Genomic DNA, 16,464 nt, shown 5'->3' on the forward strand with positions numbered 1-16,464 from the left:
AACCCGCGCCTGCGCGGGTTTTTCTTTGGCTGGAATTTGAGATCCCCGCCCGGACAGATTAGAGTGAATACAGCTGCACCCCTAATCCGGATTTACATGAACAAGCTGATCCTGTTTTTTGTTTTACTCTGCACCACTGCATTTTGCACCAGCCTGTTTGCACAGCAGGTTTATGTCAGTGTTGATGAAAATGGCGTTCCGCTGTATTCAGACAAAGCCAGCGCAGGGGCTAAAAAAATAGAACTGAAAGTATCACTGCAAAGCCAACAGCCACAACAAGCCACTCAAATAGACCCTCTTGCCTCTTTAACTGAGGAAGCGCCACTGTATCAGTTGACCATATTGACACCAGCTGCAGAAGACACAGTGATTTCCAATCAGGGTGAAGTGGTAGTACAAAGCGACGTCAGCCCGGAACTTGCCGACCACCACAAATTACGTTTAGTGCTGGATAACAGTCAGCACAGCCCGCTGCAACAAAGTAGCAACTTCCGTTTACTTGGCGTTGAACGGGGGGAACATCAACTTCAACTTCAAGCCCTTGATCAAAACGGCAAGCTAATTGCAGAAAGTCCTGTCACAACCTTTTATTTACGTAAAACTACAATAGCTACACCAAAATAGTGCGTTTTGACGGAGATCCGTCTGATTTTACAGTACACTGTGAAATCAAAGCACCATTTTGGTGCAACAGGTGAGCGCAGTGACCCAACAACAAAAGACGATGGACTTTTCCACCACCGACTTTACCGATCAGCTCAGTACCGCCATTTTGGTGCTGGATAGCCAATTACAGGTGCAGTATTTTAATACCGCCAGTTCGGCAATGTTTGGTGTGGGCGAAAAACGACTGGCGCAGCAGTATTTTTTTACCTTGTTTCAATACACAGATTTAACCTCCAGTTTCTTTTTAACCGCACTGCAAAACCGGCAGGGTTTTGGCATCAGTGATGTGCAGGCAGTTTTACTGGATGGGCGGCATATTCTGCTGGATGTCACAGTTAATCTGATTGAACAGCCCCATTTAGCTTTGATGCTGGAACTACGTCAGGTGGATCAGCAACGCAAAATCAGTCTGGAAAGTTTACAACAGCACCAGCACTTAGCTGCCCGTGAATTGATCCGCGGTTTAGCCCACGAAATTAAAAACCCTTTAGGGGGTTTGCGCGGTGCGGCCCAGTTGCTGGAAGAGTCGCTGAATGAGGATCAAAAAGAATACACTCAGCTGATTATTGCTCAGGCTGACCGGTTGCGTAATCTGGTGGATCGCTTGCTGGGGCCTTATAAAGCGCCCAATAAAAAATCGTCTAACGTGCATCAGGTGCTGGAAAGAGTCAGCCAACTGGCTCAAATGGATAACCCGACTCAGGTGCAGTTTGTGCGCGATTACGATCCGAGTATTCCGGACTTTTCATTTGACCCCGAATTGATAGAACAAGCCTTACTGAACATAGTTGGCAATGCTCAGCAGGTGCTGACTGAAGGTGGCCAAATCACCTTACAAACCCGGATTTTAAATCAGCATACCATTCATGGTCGTCGTCACCGCTTAGTCGCAGCCGTCAAAGTGATAGATAACGGCCCTGGTATTCCACCTGAAATTAAAGACACCTTATTTTTCCCTATGGTCACAGGCAAACCTGGTGGTACAGGTTTGGGCTTGTCGATAGCTCAAACCCTGATCCATCAACATGGTGGCTGGATTGATTGCGAAAGCTGGCCGGGGCAAACCGCTTTTACTTTGTATTTACCGCTCAATAACTCTGGAGAAGAAGAATGCAGCAAGTAGTCTGGATTATTGATGATGACAATTCGATCCGCTGGGTATTGGAAAAGGCGTTAGCCAGGGCAGATATTGCCTGCGAAAGTTATGCTTCTGCCGATTTGATGTTGCAACGTCTGCAGTATGAACAACCTACAGTGGTGGTATCCGACATTCGGATGCCAGGCACTGATGGTATGGCGCTGTTAACCAAGTTGCAGGAACTCTCCCCTGAATTGCCTGTGATTATTATGACAGCGCATTCGGATCTGGACAGTGCAGTCAATGCCTTTAAAAAAGGCGCTTTTGAGTACCTGCCAAAACCTTTTGATATTAATGAAGCTGTATCGCTTATTCAGCGTGCTTTGGCGCACAGTCAGGCGAAACAGCCAAAACAACAGGCTGTAGTACAGACTGAAGTGCCGGAAATTATCGGTGAAGCTCCGGCTATGCAGGAAGTATTTCGTGCTATTGGCCGCTTATCACGCTCCAGTATCAGCGTGCTGATCAACGGTCAGTCCGGTACAGGCAAAGAACTGGTGGCTCATGCACTGCATAAACACAGCCCACGTTCAGAACAGCCTTTTATTGCGTTAAATATGGCGGCTATTCCAAAAGACTTAATAGAATCTGAGCTGTTTGGTCATGAAAAAGGCGCATTTACCGGCGCTGCCAACTTGCGTAAAGGTCGCTTTGAACAAGCAGATGGTGGCACGTTATTTCTCGACGAAATAGGTGATATGCCGCTGGACGTGCAAACCCGTTTGTTAAGAGTGCTGGCTGATGGTCAGTTTTACCGGGTCGGTGGTCACCAGGGCATCAGCGTGGATGTACGCATTATTGCGGCCACTCACCAGAATCTGGAAATACTGGTGGCTGAAGGCAAGTTCCGCGAAGACTTATTCCATCGCCTGAATGTGATCCGCATTCAAATTCCTGCACTGAAAGATCGCAAACAGGATATTCCCAAACTGGCGCAGCATTTCCTGCAGCAGGCAGCCCGTGAGCTGAATGTGGAAGCAAAAAATCTGGCGCCTGAGACCGAAAAATTTATAGCTCAGCTCGACTGGCCTGGTAACGTGCGCCAACTGGAAAACAGCTGTCGTTGGTTAACAGTGATGGCCAGTGGCAAACAAGTGCTGTTATCCGACTTACCGCCTGAACTCACCAGCGCACCTAAAGTCATAGTAAGCTCCACAACTGGCGGTCAACAAAGCTGGCAAGATGCGTTAGCGGCCTGGGTCAGTCAAAAACTCAATGCCGGTGAAGAAAACATTCTGGCTGAAGCAGGGCCTGAATTTGAAAAAATAGTGCTGCAACAGGCATTACATTACACCCATGGTCATAAACAAGATGCAGCTAAACGTTTGGGCTGGGGCCGAAATACTCTGACCCGTAAGTTAAAAGAACTGAACATGGAATAGGGGATTTTGTTCTCCCCCTGCTCAGCCATAAAAAAAACCAGCCAGATGGCACATCTTTCCATCTGGCCGGCAGGAAACTGAATTGCGTTCAAAAGGGTTCGAGCGCAATTTCGATGCTTTTGTAATACAACGAGGTTAAGCCTTCGAACCCTGAGTCTGTACCTACAAAAACCCAGACTTTGCCTTGCCCATCACTGTATAAAGGAATGCGCTGACTGGTTGTGGTTTGGACTGTTTTTTCAGCGAATGCAGAACCATCACAGGCTGCACCTTGGGCGGCAACATTGCCTATCACTTTGGCATGACTGCCTGACTGTGACTGCTGCCCCTTGTCCAGGTTTAAATAGTAACCCTCTTGTTTGGGTTCTTTGTCGCCGTAACCAAACTTCAGATAAACGCTTTCACCTGGTGCGCCCCCTACTCCGGCACAATCAACACCGGCATTGGATAAAAAGCTCAGACGAACCCTGGCGTAATATTTAGTGGAAGGTTCCAGCCCGGAAAACTGGTTTTTCAGAAACATAAACAAATCATCACTGCGATTCATACCAGACAGGTAAAAGCCATTAGCTGATGTCTCACCAGGCAAAGTGCGGATCCCCGACTCCAACTGGTAAATAGCTGCATTGTCGGCAGGATAATCTGAAAAGCCAGCGGTCCAGCCCTGAGCTCCTGAGTTGAAATTAAAATTGTAGGCTTTGTCCTTAGCTGATATCAGCTCCACATCACAGCCTGAAAGGAACACCCCACTAAAAACCATTACGAAAGCCAAACGCTGCATCATCGATCTCCTTTTTGCTGCCTTGAGTCTAAGGGCAAGAAAAAGTGAGGCTGTGACCATTTGTAATGGTTAGGTTGGCAAAAGTTACCGGATACAACCAAAGGTAAAACCAGCCGCCGGACACGGCTGGTTTATGCAGTATTAAGCAAAAGGCTGCTCAATACTGACTGCAGGTTCTGTAAACCAGCGAGGGCCAGCAGCTGTCATGTAAAAATGATCCTCCAGCCGCACGCCAAATTCACCCGGCACACAGATCATAGGCTCGTTACTGAAACACATACCTGGCGCCAGTAAAGTCTGTTCATTGCGCACCAGATAAGGCCCTTCATGAATATCCATGCCTATACCATGGCCAGTTCTGTGCGGTAAACCGGGCAGTGCATAATCCGGCCCTAAACCAAAAGCTTCTATCACTTCACGTGCAGCAACATCCACCAGACCACAAGCCATTCCAGGCTTTGCAGCATTAAAAGCGGCGGCCTGAGCGGCTTTTTCCACTGCCCAGATTTCGCGTTGACGTTCTGAAGGAGTGCCAAAGACATAACTGCGGGTGATATCAGAGACATAACCTAATAAACGACAACCTGTATCTATTAACACCATATCGCCGCTTTCAAGATTTTTTGGTGTTTTCACGCCATGCGGATACGCCGAATCCGGTCCAAACAACACAATACAAAAATACGAGCCACTGGCCCCTACTTTGCGGTGTGCTTCGTTGATAAAGGCTTCCACTTCAGAGGTGCTGATGCCTTCATACAAGATACTGGCGACGGCTTTATGTACTGCCAAAGTCATATCCATAGCCCGCTGCATAATAGCCAGTTCAGCCGCTGATTTTTGCGATCGAGAGCCCTGAGTAATAACCTTACCACTGAGGATTTGTTGCTCCGGATTGACCTGACGTAAGCCTTCGAAAATAAAAAATGCGCTGCTGTCATCCAAAGCCAGCACTGGCTTTGGCTTATTGCAACATTGCTTCAGGGCATTGAGCATTAATTGATACGGGTTTTCATCTTCATGCCAGCCCCGCACTTCACCCTGCACCACCTGAAAACCGCTGAGCGTAGGAATTTCAAACACAGGGCTGATATACAAGAGTTCACCTTCAGCCGGCCCTTCTGCAAATAGCAAGGCCCCCACTAGCCTTTCGCTGGCATACCAGACTGTGCCGGTGAAATAACTTAAATTAGTGCCGGCATTCAGATACAAAGCATCTATGCCGTGCTGACGCATCAGTTGCTGCGCTTTTTTGATCCGGGACTGGTATTCCGCAAGCCCAACAGGCAACAGGCCCGCCGTCATTGAGCTTAAGCTGTCCAGCGCCTGTTGTTTGGTTTGACCACCTATCTGACTCATTATGCACTCCGCTTTTAAACTGATGTGTTGAGTATGCGACTGTGATTGCATGAATTAAAATGATATAAACTCAACAACCCATGAATTGAGCTCATCCATGTTACCTCCACTAAAAGCACTGCAGGCTTTTGAAGCCACAGCCCGACTAAAAAGCTTCAGCAAAGCAGCAGAGCAGCTATTTGTCACACAAAGCGCTATTAGTCATCAGGTGAAGCAGTTGGAAGATTTTATCGGCCAGCCTTTGTTGCTGCGGCAAAACAAAAGTGTAGAGCTGACCCAGTCTGGCGATATGTTGTATTCAGTGGTGCGGGATTGTTTTGTCCGGCTGAACTCTGTCACTCAGCATTTATTAAATCAGCCTCCGGTGCAGTTAAAAATTCTGGCGCAAACTTCTATTGCAGTGGAATGGCTGGCACCCCGGCTGGAATTATTTAAACAGCGTTACCCTGATTTGGACACCTTATTGGATATGGCCTCTATGGCGCACCACGCCGACGCCGAGCAATACGATATGATCCTTGGCACCTGGCCGGCCCCTGCCGGTTTTGTCAGCCGGCAATTGCGCACTGAGTTTTGGTACCCGGTTTGTGCACCGGCCCAGTTTCAGTTATTAACTGGCACAGAAGCAGCAGAGCTACTGGATTACCCACTGTACAGTTCGGAAACAGGAGAAGACTGGCAGTTATGGTGTCAGCATCAACAACTGCGCAGCCCTGCGGCTTTGCAGTTGCGTTATGTCAATCTGGCGTTATTGGCAACTAAAGCCGTCAGTTGTGGCAGTGGCTTTGCATTGTCGAATGATTTTATTGCCGGACCTGCAGTAGCTACAGGTCAGTTGATTGCCTTGCGTCAGTTTAGTTACCAGTTGCCCTGGGGCCAGTATCAGTTGCATTACAAAGCCGACAGTGTGCAAGCCACTGCTGTAGAGCAGTTTATTCAATGGCTGACAGAGCAATTGCAGCCACAAGACGTTCAGAATTCAGTGCGCTGAGCGTAGGCCCGCCAGAACATCACACCACAGATTAAAAACATAAAAGCCAGCACCAGCGGCAGACTATTCCACTTTTGCATCACAATAATGTTGTCCTCTGGCCACAGCAGCTTTTTGTTGGTCGCCGCAGAGCGGATACCATGGATTAAAAAGTCGCCAACTTTATTTTCAATAAAAAATATCAGCTGATTTTCTCTGTTTAAAAAACCATATAACTGCTGGGTATTGTCGCAGTCCTGTCTGTCCTGCAGCGGCAACCATTCGGTCGACAAGCTGCTTTTTAAGTAAATAATGCCTTTGCGATCTGCACCTGCATCACAGCTCATGCCACTTAAAACAGCGGGAACCTGCAATAAATCGGAGCCATCACTTTGCACTGTGTATTTGGGAAACCAGACAAAGACAGCTACTGCGGCAGCTGCAAGCAAAAAACTGAACAGACTGCTCCATTTTAAACGCCGCAAACTCCAGTTCAGATAAGACAGGCTTTTTTTCATCGCTTCACCCCAAGACTGTAAAAGCCGCTAAGGTAGCAGTGTCGTGGGTTTTAGGAAAGCAGAAAACAATCTTGCGTCTGATCAGTAAGCCTTTTCCCCCTCCATAAAAAAACGGCAGCCTGTTAAGCAGACTGCCGTTTTCTAAGACTACAAATTAAGACTTGGCTTCAGCTCTGGCTTCTGCCTTTGCTTTGGCTTTTTCCTGCCATTTCTGTTGGCGTTCTGCCTGTTTAGCTTTTTGTTCAACCGTCAGTACCTGATTGATCTCAAACTGTAATTTGGCACGGGCCACTTCGTGATCCAGTCTGTCTTTTTGTTTGGACTCTAATAAAGCCCGTACCGCTGCTTCGTCAAAATGATCAGCTTGTACCAGCGCTTTTAACTGCTCCATTTCTGGTTTTGCTTCACCACGTTTTGGCATAGTGGCCCGGTGTTGTTCCATCAGAGTTTTGATCTGTGTTTTTTGCGCTTCGGTTAAATCCAGGCCTTTTAAGGCTTTCATATGGAAGCCTGCTGCCGGGCCATGGCCTTGATGACCTCGTTCTGGACCTGCAAAGCTGCTTATGCTGGTTGCGGCAACTAAACCACTGAATAATAATGCAATCACTGTAGAATGTTTCATAGTGTCTTTCCTCGTTTGGGCTGTATTGCGACAGTGATAGCTTACGACACTGAATGCAAAGCAGCGCAAAGCCAACGTAAAGGTTGTGTAAAGGACTGCAACAAGATGGCCTTGTCTTTTACACTGGCAAAAAAACAGCCCGGAGCTGAAATGACTTCTATATTGATGATTGATGATGATGTAGCTCTGACCCAACTGGTGGCGGAATACCTGCAGCTGGATGGTTATCAGTTTACGGCTGTGCATCAGGGGCCTGAAGGTCTTGAACTTGCCAAATCCAACGCCTTTCAATTGGTATTGTTAGATATTATGTTGCCCGGTATGGACGGTTTAACTGTGCTGAAGCAATTGCGCCAGCACAGCTATTGCCCTGTGCTGATGTTAACAGCCCGGGGGGATGAAATAGACCGGGTGGTGGGTCTGGAGCTGGGTGCTGATGATTATCTGGCAAAACCTTTTAGCCCAAGAGAACTGGTGGCGCGCATTAAAGCTATTTTGCGCCGGGTCGAGCTGGTACAACAACAGCAACAACCCCAAGCCAGTTCTTTGCAGGTGAATCAGCTGAAACTCGATAGCGCCAAACGCCAAATCTCTGTGTTGGATAACCCACTGGTATTAACAGCCACCGAATATCAAATTCTTGAGTTGTTAATGCGCCATGCGGGTGATGTGGTCAGTAAAGAAGATTTAAGCCAACTGGCTTTAGGGAAAAGACTACAGCTGTACGATCGCAGTCTGGATATGCATATCAGCAATATCCGCAAAAAAATTGCTCAGTATGATGAAGGTGAAAAAATTCAGACCTTAAGAGGTTTAGGTTATCTGTTACTTCAGGGTGAGAACTGATGAACTGGTCGCGCTGTAACCCGGTAAATTATCTGGCTGGCCGCATATTTTTATGGTTCTGGCTGGTCTTGTCTGTGGCTGTAGCTGGCGCTATTTTATTGGCCAGAGGCTGGCCTGAACAAACGGAAATACGGCGTTTACCCCACCCTGTGGCAGAACAATTCAGGCATCTGAAAGAACATTTTCAGCCAATTGCCAATCTCACCCGATTACAACAGGATTTGGAACGCAAATACAAAGGCCGCTGGCTGATGGTCGATGTAGACAATAATCAGTTGCTGAATCCAGAGGCCTTGCCAAAAAACTTCGACCCGAACTGGCTGACTGAGCTATCGCAACTCAACAGGCCTCGTATGCTGGTGTATAAAAATACTTTTGTGATGGGGCCATTAGTGATCGTGGCTTCGGATAAAAATGTCGCCTTATTTCAGCTAAAACAACGGCCTGAACAAGCCTGGTGGCAACTGCATACACTGCCGGAAGGCTTTTTACTGATCTTACTGCTGGCCGTTTCTGCCGTTGCCAGCTTAATTCTGGCCTTGTCCATCACACGACCTTTGCGCGAGCTTAGCAGCAGTCATTTAAAATTTGCCCAAGGTGAGCTGGACAACAGGGTCACAGCTCTGGCCGCCCGTAAAGATGAACTGGGTGATTTAGGCCGGGGTTTTAATACCATGGCCGCTCAGATAGAAAACCTGATCCATAACCAGCAGCGTTTATTGCGGGATGTGTCGCATGAATTACGATCCCCCCTGACCCGATCGCAACTGGCGCTGGCATTGCAACAACGACAAGGGGATCATCCTCAGTTACAACGTATTGAAATGGAACTGAAATTACTGGATCAACTGCTGGATGAATTGTTAACCTTCAGTAGGCTGGACGCAGGTCAATACCCATTGGAAAAACAGCAACTGGATTTAACTGAGTTACTTTATGCCATTATTGAACTGAATCAGCTCGAAGCCGATGCTAAACAACAGCAGGTACATCTGAATGCTCCTGAAGAGTGCTGGCTGGATGCCGATCAACGTTTATTGGGTCGTGCCATTGAAAACGTGCTGCGTAACGCCATTAAATACAGTCCGGCAGAAAGCCTGATTTTATGTACACTGAAACAGCACGAACACCAGTTGGAATTACTGATTCAGGATCAGGGGCCTGGCGTGCCAGCAGAGAGCTTATCGCAAATTTTTGCACCTTTTTACCGGGTGTCCGCAGTGCGTGAACACCAGAATGGCACAGGCCTTGGTTTGGCTATTGCAGCTTCAGCCATACGGCAACATCAGGGCAGCATTAGTGCTACAGTGCCTGAAACCGGCGGTTTAGTGATCCGCATTTTGTTACCTTTGAGCAACGAAGGACGACCCCTTGCCTGAATCCCGCTTTCCCCCTTTGTCCGCCCGTTTTAGCGAAGAGCAACTGGCATCAGCATTGCCCGTTTTGCAGCAATTCTGGCAACAAGGCCAGCATCAGTCTTTTTTAAGTTTTGATCAAACCCGGCTTTGTTACAGCAGTTTTCGCCATCCAAAGCCCAGAGCTGAAATAGTGCTGTCACCAGGACGGATTGAAGCCAGCCAGAAGTATCAGGAATTCTGTTTTGATTTATATCAGGCCGGTTTTACTGTGCATCTGATTGATCACAGAGGTCAGGGCTTGTCTGACAGACTCAATCCGGATCGGCATTTAGGCGACGTGGCGGACTTCCAGCATTATGTGCAGGATTTTGCACTCTGGTTACAGTGCCATATACTGCCGCAGCAACAGGCACCGCTGCTGGGACTGGCTCATTCAATGGGCAGCGCCATTTTATGCCGTTATCTGCAGCAGTATGCACAGCATGGGCTTATCGGTGCTGTGTATTGCTCCCCTATGTTTGGTATTCGAAGCCATCCTTTACCAAAAGCAATAGCTGAGCCTTTTGCCCGCCTGATGGCAAGACTAAACAGGTTGTGCAGTACGCAAAACTGGTATTTTCCGGGTCAATCCCGCTATAAAGACAAGCCTTTTACCGGCAATCATCTGACGCACAGCCAGGTACGTTATCAGCAGTTTCGACAACTCTATCTTGAGCAGCCTGAACTGCAATTAGGCGGAGTATCCTGCCGCTGGCTGGCACAGGCTCTGCTTGCAATTGAAGAACTACAGCAAGCGCCGGCTTTGTCTTTACCACAGCTGCTTATTCAGGCCACAGCAGACCCTGTGGTGGATAACCAGATGCATCAAAGCTATCAGGACAAACATCAGGAGCAGTACTGTGAGTTAGTGAAAATTGAAGGCGCCTTGCACGAAATTATTTTTGAAAGCGATGCACTGCGTAACCCATTGTTCAGAGAACTAAATCGGTTTTTTCTTCAGCTTGGACTTTGATAATCATCACTTTCGCTTCAATTCGGAGTATGAATAAGGCTCGGCATGAATAATGACTTCCGCCTGCTTATACAAGGCCATCAGTTGTTGCTCGGCCCTATCCACTATGGCGTGAGCGGCCAGCAAAGATAAATCATCCTGCAACACCAGCCGCAGTTGAATAAATACCGCAGGCCCGGCCTGGCGGGTTTTCAGTTGTTCGACCGCCAGCACTTCGGTTTGGGCCAATACTGTGTCTTTGATACGCTGCAATTGTTCAGCAGGCAGTTGCTCATCCAATAAATGCTGCAAGGCTTCTTTAGCCAGCACTGCAGCGCTGTAGAGTAAATAACCACAAATCAGTGTGGCCACCAGATTATCTACCCATAAAAAACTCTGACTGGTCAAAAACAAAGCTACCAGCACCAACAGGTTCATTAGTAAATCACTGCGGTAATGCAATAAATCAGCTTTTACCGCCAAAGAACCGGTACGCCGGATAATCCAGCGCTGGATCAGCACCAGAGTTAAAGTTAAGCCAGCACAAAGCACAGTGATCCACATACCAAAAGCCAGTTGCTGCACCATACCGGTTTGATGAAAACGGCTCACCGTTTGAGTGAATAACAGCAAAGCGGCTCCGGCTAAAAAAGCCGCCTGCAACAAGGCCATCACTGCTTCGGCTTTACCATGACCAAAACTATGGTTCTGATCCGCAGGACGCAGTGCGTAACTCAATACTGAAAAATTTAATACCGACACCAATAAATCCAGTGATGCGTCGGTAAATGACGCCAGCACAGAACTGGAATTCGTGACTATCACAGCCCACAACTTCAGCACTAAGATAGTGAATGCGATGGTCAGGGTCAGATAACCAGAACGCTTAACCCAGAGCCGATAATCTGTGCTTTGGTTCTTTTGTGTATTCAAGGTGCTCATGCCGGCCTCTTTCATCATCTGCATCCATAGGCATTGTACGCCAATTTTGATACACTCACCGGGCTTCAAATACTGGAAATCATCATGCTGGACATAGTGTTATACGAACCTGAAATCCCGCCAAATACCGGCAACATTATCCGCCTTTGTGCCAATACAGGCTTTCGCCTGCATTTAATTGAACCGCTGGGTTTTGCCTGGGACGATAAACGCATAAAAAGAGCTGGCCTGGACTACCACGAATTTGCTGATGTGAAACGTCATGCGAACTTTGCAGCCTTTTTAGCGGAAGTTCAGCCAGGACGGGTTTTTGCCTGTACCACCAAAGGCAGCAATCATCATAGTGATGCGCAGTACCAGTTAGGAGATGCCTTAGTATTTGGCCCTGAGAGCCGGGGTTTACCTGCGGATCTGCTGGCCACTTTACCAAAAGAGCAGTGGTTACGTATTCCAATGACGCCAGACAGCCGTTCTATGAATCTGTCCAATGCGGTCTCGGTATTTGTTTATGAATCATGGCGTCAGCTGGGTTATGCAGGCGCCAGAGCCTGAGTTTGCCAAGCTCTGAATCCTAGAGCTATAGTGATACTCAGCCTGCTGATTTATCAGTATTTTTAATAAAAAATTATCCAGGGAATAGATTCAGATGCTGCTGCGTTGCCTAAAATTTTGTCTGGCGCTTTGGCTTGCTTGCAGCAGCGCTGGTCTGCAAGCTTATTTGCAAGTGCAACCTATAGTGCATTCGCGTCAGTCGCAGCATTTGGCCATAGAACTTTTTACTCAGGATAAATCAGGCCTGTTATGGTGGAGCACCAGTACCCAACTGCACCGCTTTGATGGTCATGATCACCGATCTTACACTTTACCTGCCGAATTACAAACTCAGGCTTTGGTGCAATTGCTGACGCTGGATCAGCATAAATTATGGCTTGCCAGTGTTGATCAGCTCTGGTTATTTGAACAACAAAGTGGTGAGTTTCGCCAGATTTGGCAAAGCAAAGCCCCAATTAAAGCGCTGTTTTTATCCGGTAGATCCACCCCACTGATCTTAACAGAACAGGAAATCTGGCAATGGTCGGCTGAATCCACTGATGCCCAGTTATTGTGGCGCGGTAGCAGTACAGCAGCAGGCTGGGCTCAGGGCGTCAGTGATGGCGGCTACTTATGGTTATGGTCCAAAGATGCAAAATTAGCCCGCTATGATTTAGTCGATCAAAGCTGGCAACATTATCCGGTGAATTTACCCCAGCAAACCGATTTAGCTTTAGGTCCGGACCAACAGCTATGGCTGCTGGCGCAAAATCAAACACTTTATCAGTTAAAAGAACAACAGCTACAACTGGTAAAAACTCCAGAGCACTTTTACGCCACAGCCTTTGAAGTTGATCCATTAGGCCAGGTCTGGCTGTTATCGGCTCAAAAACTTTACCTCTATCAGCATGACAGCCAAAGCTGGCAAACACAGCAGTTGGCTCAACCCTGGATTCAGCTGTTTGCCGACCGGCACCAGAATATCTGGCTGGCCGACCCGGGCGGTGCCTTAGCTCTGGCGCAATCTTCTGCTTTAGAAGTGCAAGCCAGAGGTAAGTCTGTCGTCTTGGATCACAAAGGCCAAAGCTGGCAACTGGAACAACAGCAATTAACTCAGGTAACACCAGAACAAAACAACAAGCCAGTACTGGTTTTTCCTTTTGCTTTGGAGCAGGTGAAAAAATTCTGGTACCAGCAACAGTATTTTGTTTGGGTTGATCAGCAAATCTGGCGTTATAACGACAGCACAGCCAACTGGGTATCAGTGGAAGAAGAGCCCGTATTGGATCTGACTCTGGCGGATGAGCAATTCTGGTATCTGACGCATCAGGGACTTTGGCAATGGGAGCAGGCTTCGGTTGGATCCACTTTACTGACCGACCAGGCCAGCTGGTTTTTAGTACGTTATCAGTCCGGACAACTCTGGCTCTCTGGCAGCAACAGGTTGTATTCATACCAACTGGCTGATCAACAGTTGCGTACTTACGACATCAGCCCCTGCGCCTCCTCTCCCTGTCTGGATGCAAGGCAAATACTGGATATAGTGCCGGAGCAACAACAGTTATGGCTGCTAACGCCGGATCAGCTTTACCACTATGAAGCTCAGCAAAACAATTCTAAGCTGACGCTGGTACTGCAAAACAAATGGCAGGTGCCCTGGCAACAACAGCATATGCTAAAGCAGGACCAGCAGGTTTGGCTTTGGTCCAGACAACGCCTGAGTTTATTGGATCTGACCGATAAGTCTCTGCTGCAATGGCAACTGAATCAGGCAGAACAGCTGAACCCCTTTCAGGTTCAGGTAGTGGATCAGCAACTGCATATCAACAGCTCCATAGGTCATTACCAACTGCCGCTGGCTCAACAAAAAAGCAGCTTTATAGCAAATCCTTTGCGTCTTGAACTCATTGCAGAAAATGGACAGCGATTAAAACAGCAGGACCATTTGTTGCAGCTGGACAGTTGGGGCCCACAGCTACAGTTTCGTGTAAGCCATTACCCTACTGCAGGTAAGCAATGGAATTATTTCCGTTACAGTCTGGATAACGCCCAGCCAGTGATGCTGACCTACCCTCAACGCCAGTTCAAATTGTGGCTGGATAACAGTGCTGCCTATCTGTTGTCTATCGAAGCCAGTCAGGATGGCTTGAGCTGGCAACGGGTGGGTGACTACCAACTGCAATTTAACCGCTACTGGTGGATCCAACAAAGCTGGCTCTGGTTGATGTTGTTTGCTTCAGTCCTGATGTTGGCTTTGTTGTTATGGCGTTACAAAAAACACCAGTATCGTTTGCATCAGGCGATGGAACAGCAACTGATGATAAGCTCCCTGTTCGACAATACGCAGGATGCAGTCTGGTTAGGCGATGAGCAATTGCGGATAGAAAAAGTAAACCAGGCCTTTTGTCAGATCACCGGCTTTGCGCCAGCTCAAATTGAAGGTAAAACCCTACAGCTTTACACAGCACAAGGACATCAGACTGAACTGCTGAAAACCATAGTGCAGCAGTTACAACAATTCAGCTTCTGGCGGGGTGAAGTCTGGAGTAAAAAAGCCAATGGCGACAGCTTTGCTTTGTCGTTAGCTATTACTTTGTTGTCTGGTAAAGGTGCTCTGGAACCCAAACTTTATCTGGCGATCTTCTCGGATGTGACCAATCGTAAGCTGAATGAACGTGAGCTACGTAAACTCAGCACCAGAGATCCTCTGACCCAACTGCCTAACCGTGCCTTGTTTCTGGAACATCTGGACAGAGCATTTTTTAGTTGCAGCAGTCGTTTTCCGCACTTTGCTGTGCTGCTGGTTGACCTGGACCGTTTTGCCAAAATAAACGATTCCTTAGGCCACGACAGCGGCAATATGCTGCTGCAAATGGTGGCTGAACGCCTGCAAAAACAACTGCCAGCAGGCTATATTCTGGCAAAACTAGGCGTTGATGAATTTGCTGTTCTGGTCCCTTCCCATTTTAGTGTTGAACAGTTTGATCTGTTACTGAACCGGCTGAGTTTACAATTGTTGTTGCACATCAGGCAGCCGCTGTTATTAGGTGATTTGGAAATCACCCTGACCGCAAGTATTGGTATAGCGGTTTACCCAGACGATGGCCGCTCGTCAGACATTTTGTTGCGCAGCGCCGATACAGCGCTACACCATGCCAAACAAATGGGTCGCAATAACGCACAGTTCTTTAATGACAAGATGCTGCAACGCACTCCTGAATATCTGGCATTGGAAAGTGACTTATGGCGGGGCATCAGTCAGGGCGAATTTAAAGTGGTGTACCAACCCAAATACAATGTCAGCACCAATACCATAGTGGGTTATGAAGCTTTATGTCGTTGGCACAATCCAAGTCGCGGTATGGTGTCTCCTGCAATGTTTATCCCTATAGCAGAAGAAAATGGCGTTATTATTCAGCTGGACCGGCTGGTATTCAGTCAGGTCTGTGCTCAGATCCGACAATGGCAACAACAAGGCCGGATGCGGGGTCGTGTCGCAGTGAACCTGTCGGTACAACAACTGCAGCAACCGGACTTATTAGATTTTTTACAGCAGGAACTGCAGCATTACCAACTGGACGCCAGTTTACTGGAACTGGAAATTACCGAAACCGCCATGATGCGCGATGCAGAGCATTGCCTTGAGGTGATGCATCAACTGAAAGCCCTTGGTTTTACGTTGGCGCTGGACGATTTTGGCACTGGTTATTCATCTTTGGGTTACCTGAAGCGTTTCCCTATCGACACCTTAAAAATTGACCGGGCTTTTATTAAAGACATGGATAGCTCAGAGCAGGATCGCAATATCACCTCCACTATAATCCGGCTGGCCAGTTATCTGAAAATTGCAGTAGTGGCCGAAGGTGTGGAAACTGAAATGCAGGCCTATTTGCTGCATGTAATGGGATGCCAGGTGGTGCAGGGATACTTATTCAGCCCACCAGTGCAACCAGAACAGATTGCTTTGCTGCTGGATAAAGAACCGAAGAAAGAAAGCTAATTGCAGGGGCCGGGTTCATCCCCGCCCGTTTCAAATTCCAATTCAATAAATTGTAGGGGCGGGTTTATCCCCACCCGAACGCTGCGGCGCCAAATACGACGACGGGTAATAAAATTGATTAAAAACTACGGGCGACCATAAAGGTCGCCCCTACAATAACTCTAATTAAATTCAATAAATTGTAGGGGCGGGGTTTATCCCCGCCCGAACGCTGCAGCGCCAAATACGGCGGGGATTTTAGCCTAAGTAATTGGAGTTGCAGCGCGCCGGCAAGAGATTGAGACCCCTGGAGCATAGTAGTCCTATGTGACTGGGGCGAGCAGCGCAGCCAACAAAGCTGTGGCTTCAAGGACGACGGGG

14 protein-coding genes are annotated in these 16,464 nt (G+C 47.8%); 9 read left to right on the forward strand and 5 right to left on the reverse strand.

Annotation, left to right across the window (positions count from 1 at the left end):
- The first annotated feature begins 96 nt into the window (after positions 1–96).
- The 3 genes from RHEIN_RS13740 (at position 97) to glnG (ending at position 3,186) form a co-directional block, all read left to right on the forward strand.
- Positions 97–624, forward strand: a complete 528-nt coding sequence (locus tag RHEIN_RS13740) for a DUF4124 domain-containing protein (protein ID WP_008899579.1) — start codon at positions 97–99, stop codon at positions 622–624.
- Positions 625–703: 79 nt separating this feature from the next.
- Positions 704–1,789, forward strand: coding sequence for a nitrogen regulation protein NR(II) (gene glnL, locus RHEIN_RS13745; protein WP_008899580.1), 1,086 nt, complete (start codon positions 704–706; stop codon positions 1,787–1,789).
- Positions 1,777–3,186: a nitrogen regulation protein NR(I) gene (glnG, locus tag RHEIN_RS13750; RefSeq protein ID WP_008899581.1), complete on the forward strand. Its 1,410-nt coding sequence runs from the start codon at positions 1,777–1,779 to the stop codon at positions 3,184–3,186. The genes glnL and glnG overlap by 13 nt, the downstream gene beginning before the upstream one ends.
- A gap of 88 nt (positions 3,187–3,274) precedes the next feature.
- Here glnG and RHEIN_RS13755 read toward each other — a convergent pair whose 3' ends face one another.
- Both RHEIN_RS13755 and RHEIN_RS13760 read right to left on the reverse strand, forming a co-directional pair.
- Positions 3,275–3,970: a hypothetical protein gene (locus RHEIN_RS13755; RefSeq protein WP_237704368.1), complete on the reverse strand. Its 696-nt coding sequence runs from the start codon at positions 3,968–3,970 to the stop codon at positions 3,275–3,277.
- A gap of 138 nt (positions 3,971–4,108) precedes the next feature.
- Positions 4,109–5,326: a M24 family metallopeptidase gene (locus tag RHEIN_RS13760; protein ID WP_008899583.1), complete on the reverse strand. Its 1,218-nt coding sequence runs from the start codon at positions 5,324–5,326 to the stop codon at positions 4,109–4,111.
- A 97-nt stretch (positions 5,327–5,423) separates the two neighbouring features.
- Between RHEIN_RS13760 and RHEIN_RS13765 the strand changes: the two genes are divergently transcribed.
- The gene (locus RHEIN_RS13765) at positions 5,424–6,317 is read left to right on the forward strand and encodes a LysR family transcriptional regulator (RefSeq protein ID WP_008899584.1); all 894 of its coding nucleotides are present in this window, start codon (positions 5,424–5,426) and stop codon (positions 6,315–6,317) included.
- Here the strand turns inward: RHEIN_RS13765 and RHEIN_RS13770 are convergent.
- The gene (locus RHEIN_RS13770; protein WP_008899585.1) at positions 6,299–6,814 is read right to left on the reverse strand and encodes a hypothetical protein; all 516 of its coding nucleotides are present in this window, start codon (positions 6,812–6,814) and stop codon (positions 6,299–6,301) included. The genes RHEIN_RS13765 and RHEIN_RS13770 overlap by 19 nt on opposite strands.
- Positions 6,815–6,968: 154 nt before the next feature.
- Positions 6,969–7,436 carry a Spy/CpxP family protein refolding chaperone gene (locus RHEIN_RS20480; RefSeq protein WP_008899586.1) on the reverse strand — a complete coding sequence of 156 codons (468 nt, stop codon included), beginning with the start codon at positions 7,434–7,436 and terminating at the stop codon, positions 6,969–6,971.
- Between the two features lie 150 nt (positions 7,437–7,586).
- Between RHEIN_RS20480 and RHEIN_RS13780 the strand changes: the two genes are divergently transcribed.
- Genes RHEIN_RS13780 through RHEIN_RS13790 form a run of 3 tightly spaced genes read left to right on the forward strand, consistent with a single transcriptional unit; the run spans position 7,587 to position 10,652 of the window.
- Positions 7,587–8,282 (forward strand): response regulator transcription factor, encoded by a 696-nt coding sequence (locus tag RHEIN_RS13780; protein ID WP_040555218.1) that lies wholly within the window; start codon positions 7,587–7,589, stop codon positions 8,280–8,282.
- On the forward strand, positions 8,282–9,661 hold the full coding sequence (locus tag RHEIN_RS13785; protein WP_008899588.1) for an ATP-binding protein: 1,380 nt from the start codon (positions 8,282–8,284) through the stop codon (positions 9,659–9,661). Before RHEIN_RS13780 ends, RHEIN_RS13785 begins: the two co-directional genes overlap by 1 nt.
- Positions 9,654–10,652: an alpha/beta fold hydrolase gene (locus tag RHEIN_RS13790; RefSeq protein ID WP_008899589.1), complete on the forward strand. Its 999-nt coding sequence runs from the start codon at positions 9,654–9,656 to the stop codon at positions 10,650–10,652. The genes RHEIN_RS13785 and RHEIN_RS13790 overlap by 8 nt, the downstream gene beginning before the upstream one ends.
- A gap of 6 nt (positions 10,653–10,658) precedes the next feature.
- Here RHEIN_RS13790 and RHEIN_RS13795 read toward each other — a convergent pair whose 3' ends face one another.
- Positions 10,659–11,573 (reverse strand): cation diffusion facilitator family transporter, encoded by a 915-nt coding sequence (locus RHEIN_RS13795; protein ID WP_040555220.1) that lies wholly within the window; start codon positions 11,571–11,573, stop codon positions 10,659–10,661.
- 84 nt (positions 11,574–11,657) lie between these two features.
- Between RHEIN_RS13795 and trmL the strand changes: the two genes are divergently transcribed.
- Together trmL and RHEIN_RS20485 are read left to right on the forward strand one after the other, a co-directional pair.
- Positions 11,658–12,125: a tRNA (uridine(34)/cytosine(34)/5-carboxymethylaminomethyluridine(34)-2'-O)-methyltransferase TrmL gene (gene trmL, locus RHEIN_RS13800; protein ID WP_008899591.1), complete on the forward strand. Its 468-nt coding sequence runs from the start codon at positions 11,658–11,660 to the stop codon at positions 12,123–12,125.
- Between the two features lie 94 nt (positions 12,126–12,219).
- Complete coding sequence (locus RHEIN_RS20485; protein ID WP_008899592.1) at positions 12,220–16,104, forward strand: EAL domain-containing protein; 3,885 nt, start codon at positions 12,220–12,222, stop codon at positions 16,102–16,104.
- Positions 16,105–16,464 lie beyond the last annotated feature (360 nt).

Source organism: Rheinheimera sp. A13L, assembly GCF_000217935.1.
In the GTDB taxonomy this organism is placed as follows: Bacteria; Pseudomonadota; Gammaproteobacteria; order Enterobacterales; family Alteromonadaceae; genus Pararheinheimera.